Origin of the sequence: Orenia metallireducens, from assembly GCF_001693735.1 — a bacterium.
GTDB lineage: Bacteria > Bacillota > Halanaerobiia > Halobacteroidales > Halobacteroidaceae > Orenia > Orenia metallireducens.
In genome coordinates this window covers 91,172-105,151 of record NZ_LWDV01000008.1, presented here as the reverse complement: position 1 = coordinate 105,151, position 13,980 = coordinate 91,172, and the positions used below count along the sequence as shown (strand labels likewise).

Below are 13,980 nucleotides of genomic sequence, written 5' to 3'. Positions count from 1 at the left end.
CCTATTTATATATAAATTTACCCCTTAAATCTATTTTAATTATCTTCTACTACTAGTTTAGCTGCAAAATCTTTAATATTATTATCCGCTATAGCAGACTCACTCTTGGTTATATTAGCAATCTTTTTAATTATCATCTTAAACAAGAAGTTCATCTTCTTAAGATTATATTCATAGCCAAAATAACCTTTTGTAATTGCATGATTAATAAGCTCTTGCTCAAAGGAATTCCTTAATTGATTATCAAACTCTTGCTCATTACCACAGCAGATAAATAATCCTAGTTTTTTACTTATAATTTCTGACTTATAATCTGAACAGAATTTAGTTACTTCCTTTTGAATTCTTCCAGTATAGATAGAACCACCAATTGCAATTGTATCATAATCTTTTAACCTTATCCCTTTTAAATTCCCTTCTTTCAAATTAACTAATTTAACACTATCTCCTAAATATTCAGCCAATTTTTCTGCCGCCTTTTTAGTAGCACCATATTTGCTAGCATAAACAAGTAATATTTTCACTTTAATTTTCCTCCTTCTTAAACTTCCTTTAATTTCTGTATCAATATCTTTAATTAAATATCTTTCTAAATAAAAGACATTAAATGAATATCATTCATTATTTAATTATAACTTACTATGTTTTGGAATAAATGTCAATGCCATGTTTTAGAAAGCTATTCATAATAACTAAAGCATTAGATTTAAATCTAATGCTTTAGTTGAGTTCATTTATTCCATTTTTATTTATAAATAACTTTTTAATATTTTCAAACTTTAACTCAGCCAATAACATCCCTAATACAATTAAAACCCCTCCCCAATATCCCTTTGCACTGATTAGCTCTCCAAGATAGAGGTAAGCAAATAAAGCTCCAAAGACTGGCTCCATTACAAAAATAATTGCTGTTCTTGTTGGGGTTGTAAATTGCTGAGCCTTATTCTGAATAATAAAAGCTAAAGCTGTAGCAAGTAAGCCCATATATATTACATTACTCCAAACATTAATGTCATTCACCCAAACATAGCCATCTTCAATCAAAGTAAAGATTCCACTCAATAAAGCTACTGTTCCAATTTGAATAATGGCAAATAAAATTGCGTCTTTACTCTTAACATATCTATCGACTAAAAGTATATGTACTGCCAAAGAGAAGGCTGATAAAAAGATCAAAAAATCCCCTAAATTGAATATTAAACTTCCACTAAAACTCAATAAACCCAACCCTATAGTAGCCAAAATAACCCCTACAGATGTTGTTAATTCTGGCATCTTCTTAAAGATAATTGCTGACAGAATTGGTACTAAAACTACTGCTAGCCCTGTAATAAAGCCTGCTTTAGAAGCATCAGTCAACCCTAATCCTGTAACCTGTAATCCATAGCCCCCAAAAAGAAATACTCCAGCAAATAATCCATACTTTAATGTCTCTAAATCCAGTTTCTTGACCTTTGTATAAAAGATTAACCCCAAAATCAGCGTTGCAAAGGTGAACCTTAAGGTTAGAAAATAGAATGGAGTAATTTTATTAAAGATATCCTTCATAAATGCAAAGGTACTCCCCCAGATTATAACTACAAATAATAATGATAAATCAGCTTTAACACGCCTTGATAAAAATTCTTTCATAAACTTCTCCCTTCTAAATACTACTAAACAAGGAAGAGTTATAACTCTTCCTTGCATTAATATCTATTATTTTTACTTGTTACTTATCATTGCTCTTTTAGTGGCACTTAGCTTCTGATAAAACTTCTATATCTACTTCTTCACCTTTTACAAAATACCTTGTATATAAATAAGTAATAAATACTGCCAAGACTACTCTAGAGCCTAACATAATCAATCCATTTCCACCGATAGCAACAAATAACAATGTATCTTCAACTACGGCATGGCAGACCATTAAAAATACAGCCATAGTCATCAACTCTGAGGCAGATAATCTATCCTCTTCTACACTTCTAATAATAAGTCCAGCCCCATAGGTAATCCCAAAGACCTGAGCCACAATCAATGGTAGACTAGCATCTTTAGGTAGCTTAAAATTCCTTAAGATAGGTGCAAATAAACTAGAGAATTTATCTAACAAACCAAGATCATCTACTATTTCAACACCAATAAGTAATGGAAATAAGATTAGTGCTACTGTCTTTAACATCCCTAAACTTCCATTGATAACTTCAGAAAAAAATCCTGTCCAATCCATCTAATATAATTCAACTCCTTTATAAAAGTATATTCAATATAACTCCCGAGATTAAGGATAGCATTATCCTTAAACTTATTAAAGGAAATAGCTTTACTCTTATTCTTTTAATAATAGCCCCTTCAATAATTAAACTGTGTGCTAATCCTAACATAGTACCTAAGATAGTAATCTCTCTTGCTCCCAAATCTAAACCAGCAATTACCCCTAAAGCACCATAGATATTCATTAGATATCCCGTTAATAATGCTAAGGCAGCTTCACCTGGCATGCCTACCAACTTCATCATCGGGCTAAAGATTTTGTCGAGATATCCTATAACTCCTGTATATTTCAGAAAAGTTACAGCTATATAAACTGGAATAATAATTTTCATTAGAGACAGATAAGTACTCCAAGATTTTTTAATTCCCCTTTTAATTGCTTCACCCATTACTTTTCCTCCTTTATTCAGCAAATTTGCTTATTACATATTTATTAGTATCCATATCATTTTATAATTAATCACTTATATAAGCAAGGATATCATTATTTTTAGAATGTTAAAATATTTTATTTAATTGTCCTGTTATTCTAGTTAAAATTTAATAGTAATAGTATCTTTATATGAGGATATTATATTATTTTCTTAATTATTATCAAATATCTTACATATGAAAAAAGTAGTGACTATTAATAGTCACTACTTAAAATCTAGTTTCAACACCTATAAATACACCTTGAGTTAAACGGTCAATATCTGTGATATTATAACTGTCAAGAACATTATTACTATCTTGAGTATCTAAGTTTACACTGAAAGTTTTATTTTTAAGATTCTCCTGTTTGATTCTATAACCAACTTTAGCAGTTAAATCTTCTGCCAAATTAAAGCTGAATCCAGTTTCTAAAGAGTAATTACTATTGATTTCATAGTCAGTTAAACTATCCCCTTCAAGCTCATTATTATTCTCTAATAATGGTGAAGACACCTTATAATCACCAGCTAAACCATACTCTACATCTACAAAGAATCCAATTCTATCAGTTAAGTATCTGTCTACCCCAAATAATAGATTTGCACTCTTACTTTCAATAGTGAATAACTTTTGATTAAAGAAGTCAGTCTTAAAGTTAGAATAATTCCCTCCAACACCCAAATAAAACTGAGTATTTGGAATAATATTAAACTCCTTCTTTAATCCTAAACCAATACTTTGAAAATCGGAATTGATATAATTATTATATCCACCAAAGGAATAATCAGCTTCTAAAGCTATCTCATCAGTAAATCTAAAAGAACCACGTACTTGCTTTGCTTCCATATCTTGATCGAGGTTATCATTATATTTATAATTTAATTTCATATAATCAAACCCCATACCGATTCGGTCATTAGCAAAGGCTGTTGCAGCATTTAATACTATAACTAAGGCTACAAATATTACTGCGATTTTTTTCATTATTTCCCTCCTTCTATGTAGGTTTTCTTCTCTGTTCACTATTAATTTTACCGTAAATGATTCTCAAATTAAAGAAGTAAATATTAGTAATAAACTGGATAATTTAATATTAATATGATTTCCTATACTCTAATTACTATCAAAAATTAAAAAGTAAGAACTATATCTTAATTTTAACCTTTTCTTAATGATTATTTAATAGGAATGTAGCCTAGATTTAGAATAATATGAAATGGTATCTTCTATAGAAAATTATAAAAATTCAGAAGCTTTATCAACTTTATAAGGAGGGATCAAGAAGAATAAATAATAAGAAAAGTTAATAAAACTAAAAATCAATAATAAGGAGTGAAATCATGAAAAATAATTACAAAAAATTATTAAGTTTTTTATTAATAACTCTAGGATTAATTACATTAATAGGTTGTAAGAAAACCAATATCGATTTGGCTAATCTTAATATAAATTCTCTATCTTTTTCAGGAATAAGTGAGGAGGATTAGCGGCCATAGCTGTACCAGCAGAGAAGCCAGCTACTAGCACAGGTAGAGTATTATTCTTTGATACAGAGAAAGAAGAGTTGATTATAGATGTTGAAGTGGGCTACCTACCTGATATGCTAACCTTTACCCCAGATGGTAGCAAAATCTTAGTAGCTAATGAAGGCGAACCTGAATATAAAGAATTTGATGGTGAAAAAGTAAGTGGTTATTATAATGGAACTCCAGATAATGACCCTAAAGGTTCAATTTCAATTATTAGCTTATATTAAACATTTTAAACCTTAACTCTCAATCATTCAATACTCTTATACCCTATTTTCATAAGAACATTTCCAAAAGGAAATATTTTTATCATTTAAATATAATTCTCTAAAATATATTATACTCATAGAAGACAGCTCTCAAAACTTTCAACCTCATTCTCAACTATAAATAAGATAAATCCTGTTAATCATCTTCTCTAACTTCTTAAGCATTATCTCCCTTTCTCGATATAATCTCTGTGCCTCCTTAATACTTAACAGAGAAAAAGAAATCAGTTCACCAGGTTTCATCTGTGCCAAAGTAGCTATATCAACTGAAATCACATTAGCAATCTTAGTATAGCCACCAGTAGTTTGATGGTCAGCCATCATTATTATCGGTTGTCCATCACCAGGTACTTGAATTGCTCCTAGAGAGATACCTTCAGAGATTATATCGGCACTCTGTCTATGAGAAAGTTTTGCACCTTCTAACCTATAGCCCATCCTATCTGATTGAGCTGAAATTGTATAATTACTATTAAAGAATTTATCAATCTCTTTTTGAGAAAAATGACTAAACTGAGGACCTGCCACTACTCTGATTTTAGACTCTCTTCTATATTCAGAAATATACTGTTTAGGTATTTTGATAATACCAGAAAAATTCCCTTTATCAGTATCTACTACCTTTAAAGAATCACCAGCCTTTAAACTTCTTCCCTGATAACCACCTATTTGACCTCGAAGATAGGTAGAAGAACTACCCATTACCTCATCTACTTCTATTCCACCCGAGACTGCTAAATAAGCTCTACAGCCTTGTTGAGCTCCTTTAAAGATCAATCTATCTCCAGAGTCAACCTTAACTGAAGACCATGGATAGATCCTCTTCCCATTTATTTCAGCCCCCAACTCAGCACCAGTAATTGCAATCCGACAGCTACCTTCAAAACCAATCTCTGGTCCTAAGAGTGTAATCTCAAGTGCTGGAGTATTTCGTCGGTTACCTACTAATAAATTGGCTATTTGGAAAGCATAAGAATCCATTGCCCCTGCTACTGGCATGCCATAACGTTGATATCCATAGCGCCCCTGATCTTGAACAGTGGTCAATAAACCAGGCTTATTAACTATTAAACTCCCCATTTGAAACCACCTTCCTTCTTAATCCATTCAAATTGTACTTGCGAGATTGGTATAAATCTGAGATATGAACCTATCTCTAATAAAAACGAGACTTCCCTTTGAGGATCAAATAATTTTATAGGGGTTCTTCCTATTATTTGCCATCCTCCAGGACTACTGATCGGATAGATTCCAGTCTGCCGATCAGCAATTCCTATACTTCCAGCAGGAACCTTCTCTCTAGGATTCTTTAGCCTTGGAGTAGCAATCTTCTTTGACATTCCACCTAAATAAGGAAAACCTGGCGTAAAGCCTAACATATAAATCAGATAATCTCTACTACTATGTATCTTAATTACCTCTTCATCACTCAAATTATTATAGTTAGCGACAGTTTCTAAATCTGGACCATACTCTCCACCATAAAGGACAGGTATCTCAATTATTTTAGTAGGAGATGTAGAAATAGTATGTATTCTATCTTCTAATTCTTTTAATTTAGCTACTAAATTCTGATAATCTATAGTTAATGGGTCATAGGTTATCATTAGCTTAGTATAGCTAGGGATATATTCTATTACACCTGCTATTACTTCTTTTTCTAATAGATGTACCATTGCCTGAATCTCTCGATTAATCTCTGGCTTAATCTCATCTCCAAATTCCATCAGAATTGAGCTATCACTAGCAGAAACATATTTTATTCCTTCTCCCATAAAATCAATTCCTTTCTATAGCAATGAAACTACCTCTATATTATTCTCCTCTAAAGCCTGATTGAGCTGCTCAACTAAGGCTAGAGCAGATTCTGTATCTCCATGAACACAAATAGTATCAGCATTAATTTCAACTTCATTTCCTTCAATAGTTTCAACCTTATTATCTAATACCATATTAAGCACCCGCCCAACTACCAAACTACTATCTTTAATTACCGCTCCCAACTCTCTTCGTGAAACTAGCTTCCCATCATTAGTATAAGCCCTATCTGCAAAAACCTCATTAGCTACTCTTAAGCCTACCTCTTCACCAGCTTTAATTAGCTGAGAATTAGCTAATCCTACTAGAATTAGCTCACTATTGACATCATAGATGGCCTCTGCTATAGCTCTAGCTAAATTATAATCACTAGCTGCCATATTATATAAAGCACCATGGGGCTTAACATGCTGTAACCTACCACCTAAGGCTTTCACAAAGGCATCTAAAGCACCAATTTGATAGATAAGATAGGCTCGTGCTTCTTTTAAGCTAATATTCATCCTTCTTCTTCCAAATCCCATTAAATCAGGTAGCCCTGGATGGGCTCCAATTGCTATTCCTTCCTTGAGAGCAAAACTTACCGTCTGCTCCATTACAACTGGATCTCCAGCATGAAAACCACAGGCAATATTAGCTGAACTGATTCTTTTGATAATCTCATAGTCATTTCCACAACTATATCTCCCAAAGGATTCACCTAAATCACTATTTAAATCAATCTTTTTCATATTACCTCTCCTTTTTAAACTCTATTAACTGCTATTATACCTTTACAGGTTAAAGATTTCAATTTCTATATTAACCAAGGTATTAGTAAAAAAAGAGTCTCAAGCTTAGGCTTAAGACCCTTTATAATCCACATCCATCACACTCTGAACACTTTTTAAGTAATATCTTAAAACAACGAGGGCACCTAATTGCCGATTGATCTTTGACCTCATATCCACATTCTGAGCAGACTCTTATCTTTTTATGGGTATTGCAATTCATATTTTCAACCTCCTCTTTATATTAATTTAAAATTTGATTTTAATATGTCGTTATATATAGATATTGCGACACTTTTATAGTTAAAAATTAAGTTCAAAACCTCAAACCTCACCCCTTAATCCCCCTACGAGTAATACAGTTCAATTACTCTTCGTACACAACCAGTCTCTCCTTAACTAATGAGAGGGGAAACTCTTTCTCTTTTACTTTTCTCCCTTCTCTTAAGAGTAGGAGAAGGGTTGGGGATGAGGTGTGAAAAGTGTCGCAATATACCCATAAAACCCGCATTAATAAGAAAAAGTGTGAGCACTGAGCTAAACTCTAAGTAGTCCACTCATACCCACACCTTCACTTAACTGATATTAAAATAATGCCAATAATTTAGCTACAATACCACCTGTCACAAAGGCTGTAATCCAGCTTCCAAACCAGATATAAATACTCTCTTTCCAGCTTCTCTCTTTAATCATGATTAACATTGCTGCAATACAAGGTACAAATAATGTAATTGTAATTAAAGCTACTGTAGTCTGTGCTGGTGTCATAGCCAAATCAGTTAAACCTGCTGCACCAAAGTCACGACGAACGATTCCCATAATAAATGCTGTAGCTGCCTCTTTAGGTAGCTCTAACCATCCTACAGTTATTGGTGCCACTGCATTTTGAATAGCTTCTAAAAGTCCAAACTCTTGCATTAAAGTAATTGCCACTGCACCAACTGCAAAGATAGGTCCTGCCTCTTTAATGAAAGATTTAGACTTAATAAAGGTCTTCTGCATAACATTGCTCAACCTTGGCAAACGAAGTGGTGGTAAATCGATTAATAAATCTGTAGATTCACCAGGTAATATCTTATTTAGGAAGGTTCCTGCTAGAACATAAACTGCAAAGATAGCTGCAACATATACCATAAAGAACTTAGCACCCAATGGAGCAATCAACCCTGCAATAACCCCTAGCTGAGCAGAACAAGGAATTGCTAATCCTAATAAGAATACTGCAATAATCCGTTCACGTTTAGAACCTAATAATCTAGTTGTAATGGTAGCCATAGTTACACAACCAAAGCCTAATAACATCGGAATTACAGCTCTACCATTCAATCCTAAGGATGTCAACATTCTATCAACTAAGGCTGCAATTCTTGGTAAGTATCCTGAATCCTCTAAGATAGCCAAAAATAAGTAGAAACCAACAACTAAAGGGAGTAATAACCCAAAAGTATAAGTAATAGCCATCGTCAATAATCCAAACTCTCCTACCAATAACTGACTAATCAATGAACTAGGTTCAACTATGTTATGAATAATACCTCTAATAAAGGGCTCATAGGTCTCAATAAAGATAGTCTCCTCTGTAATTCCTACCACTGTTTGAGCAATAAATACTCCTACAAACTCATATAAGCCATATAAAGCCAATAATAGCATAGGTATTCCTGTTAAAGGTCTTAGCATCAGTCTTCCTAGTGTTGTTCTAAAGCTTGTTCCTTCATTGGTTTCAGTAACTACCTTATCAACAATCTCATTTACTCGCTCACGACGACCTCTATAGATAGTCTCTCTATAATCTAAAGGCTCAGTACTATACTTCTTAGCTACATGAGGGTCTCCTTCTAATATCAATAGAGCTTCTGCACGACTAGCTCCCTTAAATTTCACATCTTCTAACTCTGCTTCTAACTTTAAGCTACTATTTCCAACCTTAGCATCCCAGACAGCTTCTTTTATTTCAGCTAGTCCCTCACCTTTAATTGCTGTTGTTGGGATTACTGGCACTCCTAACTCTTCACTTAGAGTATCGATATCTATCTCTAATCCACTCTTTTGAGCCTCATCCATCATATTCAAGGCTACCAATACTGGGATTCCCATATCGATAACCTGTTGGGTCAAGAATAAATCCCGTTCTAAATGGACTGCATCAACGATATTTACTACTATGTCAGCCGAAGCAATCCCATCTCTAGCCACAATCTCTTCATCATTAAAGGAAGATACTCCATAAACACCTGGGGTATCAATAACTACATCATCTTTATACTTTCCAGAACTAATATCCAAAGTTGTGCCTGGATAATTAGATACATCCACATAAATTCCTGTAAAAGAATTAAAGAATATAGACTTTCCTACATTTGGATTCCCTGCTAATACAATCTTTTTTGCACCTTCTGGTATATCAATCTGGTGACTTATATTACAACAATCCATTATTAATTTCCTCCCGTTATTTTTGTGATTATTGCTTAACTTTTAATTAAAAGATTCCCTTCGGGTTCTTCGAACCTTCCGTGGTCCAAAAATGACCAAAGTAAATGTCATTTTTATTCCTTACAATAATCTATTATATCTCTTCCTTCTATTACTTTTCGTTTATTTTTATGATTATTGCTTAACTTTTAATTAAAAGATTCCCTTCGGGTTCTTTGAACCCTACGTGGTCTAAAAATGACCAAAATAAATGTCATTTTTATTCCCTACAATAATCTATTATATCTCTTCCTTCTATTACTTTTCGTTTGTTTTTATGATTATTGCTTAACTTTAATTAAAACATTCCCTTCGGGTTCTTTGAACCCTACGTGGTCTAAAAATGACCAAAATAAATGTCATTTTTATTCCCTACTACTTTACTCTAATCTTTTGTGCCAACCTTCTTCCAATTGCAATCTCTTGTAAATTTCTCTTTAAGATTACTGGTCCTCCTGGTATCTTCTCTGCACAAATTACATTAGACCCTTCAGAAATTCCAAACCTCATTGCTTGAGCTCTAATCATCTCATCAGGAATCAAATCAATTTGGAACTTATCTCCACGCTTAACATCAGCTAAAGTCATTTTCTATATCCCCCTTTTAATTAAATACTTTTTTATATTGATAACTAAAATAAAAATCATTATCATGTGAGATTACAATACTTCTAAAACACTATCTAAATTATATAGATATCCAACGCTAAAGTGAAATCTATAGTATTTTTATGTTTTTGATTTTAACTTGTTACTCATCACTCATTACTCTTCCTACGAGTTCTTTGAATTCTTCGTGATGGAAAAACACCCAAACCAATTTTTCCTATCCACTATTATTCAACTTCACTCTAATTAAAATTTGACTCTTATAGTTCACTAACTATATTATATTCTTGCTATAGAAGAATTTATATGATTACAATTACAAAACAGAATAAAAATCATTCTCATTTGTACTAATAATATTATAATAAATACTATTCTAGAAGTCAATAATTATCATTAATAACATTTTGTGTTGAAATCAAAAATCATTATCAATAAAATTAAAAAAATATATCAATTCCAATATTATGGATATTAGATATTTATTTGCCAATCACGAATTGATATATTCTCTAATTTAAGATAATAATTTATACTCTAAATTTTTCTGTTAAATTTTGTAATTTTTGAGCCATAAGTGCTAAATCTTGTGATGATGTTGTAACCTCTTCTGACATATTTCTAATCTCTTGGGAAACGTTCATTATATCATCACTGTTTTCAGCCAAACTTTGTGTAGATGCTGCTGTCTGTTCTAAATGAACAACAGTCTCTTCACTAGATTCTTGAAGCTCTTTAAATACCTTTCCTGCTTTTTTAGCAACAGCTTCTCCTTTTTCCACCTTACTCTCTACCCTTTTAATAGCTTCTAAACCAACAGTCGATTTAGTCTGAGTCTCCTTAACCAATTCAGCTATGTTCTCTGTAGCCTGTGAGGTCTCTTCTGCTAACTCTCTAATTTCATCTGCCACCACTGCAAAGCCCTGCCCATTTTCCCCTGCTCTGGCTGCTTCAATTGCAGCATTTAAAGCTAATAAATTGGTCTGTTTAGCTATATTAGTAATCAATTCAACTATTTGTTCAATCTCTTTAGAATTATTATCTAATTCACTAATTGTCTTAACAGTCCCTTCGACCTCTTGGTTGATCTCCTGTAAGCTACTTATCGTCTCTTCAATATCTTTGCTACCAAGCTCAGTTTTAATACTAGAATTTTCTGCAAAGCTGGTAACCTCTTGAGTGTTAGCAGCTATCTCTTGAATACTAGCCGACATCCTTTCAATTAATTGATTATTAGACTCTATAGTAGCATCACTTTCTTCTGCTAAAGCATGTAACTCCTCACTATAAGATGATAGACTACTAACTATCTCTAGTAATTCTTTTATCATATCTTTTAAATTATTATACATATTATTAAGAGAATTAGCCAATTCTCCCAATTCATCCTTAGATTCAATGTCTAGCTCTTCTAGATTTAAATTATTATGGGCAATCTTATCTGCAAATTCTACCGCCTTTGCCAAAGGAGCAGTAATATTTTTACTAGTGAATAAGGCAAGAACTGTAGCAATAACTATTGCTGAAATAATTAAAATCATTATTGTTAGGTCAATAGATTTCTTCTTCTGTTGGACTAAGATCATATTTTTAGTGGTTTCTTTATGTAAGAAATCTTGATATTCTTTAAACAAATCCTGTAATTGAGTTAGATATTTACTAGTCTCATTCTTATAAATATCTATTGCAACTTTATTAACATCAGAGGTGACAGTAGAGAGGGTATCATATTGATTTTTTATTTTTGAAGCTGAGTGATGTAGATTGCTATGATCCTCTTCTATCTTTGCTAATACCTCTTTAATTTCTTGAGGAAGCTTTTGATAATCATCAGATTCAATAAGACTATAATACCATTTTCCAAAGCTACACTCAGTATGATCTAACTCACCTTCAAACTCCTTTCCAAAAATAAAGACATCCTTTAAATCAGCAACCCATTCTAGATGATCAATTTCTTTCTCTTTAATAAATATAAGCCCTTCTGCTAATTTATCATTTTCACTAGTAATCTCCCTTATTTCCTGAGATAAATAAAAATAAATAGAACCCATTATAACCATTAGAGCTATTACTATCCCAAAACTGATTAATAATTTATTTCTAATCCTTAGTTTCATTAATATCACTCCTTTTACTCAAACTTTAATTCAATTCATTTATATTAGATACTATTACTAATTACACATCAAGCAATAATTTCCTCTATAATGTGGTAAGATTAACTTAAATTTAACACTTTTATGATAAAAATCTTACTACACCTTAGTCTATCTTTAATAGACACAAAATTTTTGATTATAAAAAAGTAACCCAATAAATTGGGTTACTTGAGATTGATGAAAAACCCCCACTAATTTTTTAGTGGGGGTTTTTCTATAGCTGAATTTAGTTAAAATTGATTTAGAAAGTAATAAAAATTTAATATTATTATCTGATTTTAGAAGAATAGAGTTCTTTTCTCTATGCTTAAGAACGCTTGCGATCTTTTTCATGTTTTGAACTGATGCTGTTAACAAACATTGTTCTTCAACATTTTTCTTTCCACGCATACGACAATAGCGAAGTCCATGCAGATTTTTTCCATCTGCAAAACTTCGCTCAACAGTTTCTTTTCTTTTTTTATAGATACTTTTTCCTTTATCTGTTCTCATGAATTCTTTAACATCTTCTTTATAATGTTCCCAAACATGCCTCCTTATAGTACGGAAAGTAACTTTTTCTGATAAACACTTATCTTTATGAGAACAATTTTGGCAGATTTCTTTAGAGCATACATATTCATTATAGCCATCTCTAGTTGTAGTTCTATAGTTTAAATCATGTCCTGCGGGACATGTATAAATATCTTTTTCAGCAATATAATTAAATTTATTTTTAGTATATTTATATTTTACATGTGGACCTAGTCTATAAGCGATTGCTCCCTGAATATTTCTTTCATCTAATTCTTTACATATATAATTTGTATAATAACCAGCATCTAACCCTACATATTTAGTATCAAAATTGAATTTTTCTATCTGTTTATCTAATATATCTAAGTAAGGGTCAACGTCATTTACATTGCCAGCAGTTACAGTTACATCTGTTATAATATTATATTTTATGTCTACAGTCCTATGGTCGAGATAGAAAAAACCTTTGGGTTTTCTATCTCGAAACATGTATCCACTATCAGGATCAGTTGTACTAACTTTTCTTTCTTTAAGTTCAGCTTTATGCTTCTTTTTTTTTAAAGGTTTCTTATTGTGTTTCTCTCTTTCTATAGTAACTGCTTCGTCTAATTCTTCAAGATAAGCTTTAGGTTCTTTTAAATATGTTTGTACTTCTAATTTTTGTTTATTAGCATTTGCTTTTATGTGAGTTGAATCTGTATATAGCACTTTTCCACTAACTAATCCATAGGATATAGCTTGTCTAACAATTTCATCAAAAATCTGTTCTGCTATATTAGCTTCCCTATATTTTCTTATACGATTTTGGCTTATAGTAGAATGATGTGGTATTTCATCTGTTAATGAATATCCTAAAAACCAGCGATAAGCCATATTTACTTTTATATCTTTTACTAGTTGTCTTTCAGAACGAATCCCATATAAATAACCTATAAAAAGCATTTTAAATAAAATAATAGGGTCAATACATGGTCTTCCATTATCATGACAGTATAGGTCTTTAGTTATATCAGTAATAAAAGTAAAATCTATATATCTATCTATTTGTCTTAGAAGATGATCTTCTGGAACTAACTGTTCTATTGTTACAAATTCATATTGTTGTTGTTTTTTCTCTTGAGATACAAACATAATTCTATTTCTCCTTTTAGATATATTGTCA

The 13,980-nt window shown here is 31.8% G+C and carries 13 protein-coding genes and 1 pseudogene; 1 reads left to right on the top strand and 13 read right to left on the bottom strand.

What is annotated here, in order from left to right; translation table 11 throughout:
• Nucleotides 1-35: 35 nt before the first annotated feature.
• The 5 genes from U472_RS05355 to U472_RS05335 all read right to left on the bottom strand — a co-directional run bounded on the left by U472_RS05355 (nt 36) and on the right by U472_RS05335 (nt 3,654).
• Nucleotides 36-524 carry a flavodoxin domain-containing protein gene (locus U472_RS05355; protein ID WP_068716275.1) on the bottom strand — a complete coding sequence of 163 codons (489 nt, stop codon included), beginning with the start codon at nt 522-524 and terminating at the stop codon, nt 36-38.
• Between the two features lie 196 nt (nt 525-720).
• Complete coding sequence (locus tag U472_RS05350; protein ID WP_068716274.1) at nt 721-1,632, bottom strand: DMT family transporter; 912 nt, start codon at nt 1,630-1,632, stop codon at nt 721-723.
• A gap of 97 nt (nt 1,633-1,729) precedes the next feature.
• Nucleotides 1,730-2,212 (bottom strand): nucleoside recognition domain-containing protein, encoded by a 483-nt coding sequence (locus tag U472_RS05345; protein ID WP_068716273.1) that lies wholly within the window; start codon nt 2,210-2,212, stop codon nt 1,730-1,732.
• Nucleotides 2,213-2,231: 19 nt separating this feature from the next.
• Nucleotides 2,232-2,645, bottom strand: coding sequence for a nucleoside recognition domain-containing protein (locus U472_RS05340; protein WP_068716272.1), 414 nt, complete (start codon nt 2,643-2,645; stop codon nt 2,232-2,234).
• Nucleotides 2,646-2,898: 253 nt separating this feature from the next.
• Entirely contained in the window at nt 2,899-3,654 is a 756-nt protein-coding gene (locus U472_RS05335; RefSeq protein ID WP_068716270.1) for an outer membrane beta-barrel protein, read from the bottom strand.
• 508 nt (nt 3,655-4,162) lie between these two features.
• On the opposite strand from U472_RS05335, the gene U472_RS17655 reads away from it, so the two are divergent.
• Nucleotides 4,163-4,426, top strand: coding sequence for a choice-of-anchor I domain-containing protein (locus tag U472_RS17655; RefSeq protein ID WP_425415768.1), 264 nt, complete (start codon nt 4,163-4,165; stop codon nt 4,424-4,426).
• Between the two features lie 153 nt (nt 4,427-4,579).
• Here the strand turns inward: U472_RS17655 and U472_RS05325 are convergent, their stop codons facing one another.
• The 8 genes and pseudogenes from U472_RS05325 to U472_RS05290 form a co-directional block, all read right to left on the bottom strand.
• Nucleotides 4,580-5,548, bottom strand: coding sequence for a 5-oxoprolinase subunit C family protein (locus U472_RS05325; protein WP_068716266.1), 969 nt, complete (start codon nt 5,546-5,548; stop codon nt 4,580-4,582).
• Nucleotides 5,536-6,243 (bottom strand): 5-oxoprolinase subunit PxpB, encoded by a 708-nt coding sequence (gene pxpB / locus U472_RS05320; protein WP_068716261.1) that lies wholly within the window; start codon nt 6,241-6,243, stop codon nt 5,536-5,538. Before pxpB ends, U472_RS05325 begins: the two co-directional genes overlap by 13 nt.
• Before the next feature lie 15 nt (nt 6,244-6,258).
• On the bottom strand, nt 6,259-7,017 hold the full coding sequence (locus U472_RS05315) for a LamB/YcsF family protein (RefSeq protein ID WP_068716259.1): 759 nt from the start codon (nt 7,015-7,017) through the stop codon (nt 6,259-6,261).
• 121 nt (nt 7,018-7,138) lie between these two features.
• A complete protein-coding gene (locus U472_RS16735; protein ID WP_176714110.1) occupies nt 7,139-7,279 on the bottom strand; it encodes a hypothetical protein in 141 nt (46 codons plus the stop codon).
• Between the two features lie 362 nt (nt 7,280-7,641).
• A complete protein-coding gene (gene feoB / locus U472_RS05310; protein ID WP_068716257.1) occupies nt 7,642-9,492 on the bottom strand; it encodes a ferrous iron transport protein B in 1,851 nt (616 codons plus the stop codon).
• A 414-nt stretch (nt 9,493-9,906) separates the two neighbouring features.
• The gene (locus U472_RS05305) at nt 9,907-10,119 is read right to left on the bottom strand and encodes a FeoA family protein (RefSeq protein WP_068716255.1); all 213 of its coding nucleotides are present in this window, start codon (nt 10,117-10,119) and stop codon (nt 9,907-9,909) included.
• A gap of 551 nt (nt 10,120-10,670) precedes the next feature.
• A complete protein-coding gene (locus U472_RS05300; protein WP_068716254.1) occupies nt 10,671-12,260 on the bottom strand; it encodes a methyl-accepting chemotaxis protein in 1,590 nt (529 codons plus the stop codon).
• A 345-nt stretch (nt 12,261-12,605) separates the two neighbouring features.
• Nucleotides 12,606-13,949 (bottom strand): annotated as a pseudogene (locus U472_RS05290) (IS1182 family transposase); the annotation flags it as partial.
• Nucleotides 13,950-13,980: the final 31 nt, after the last annotated feature.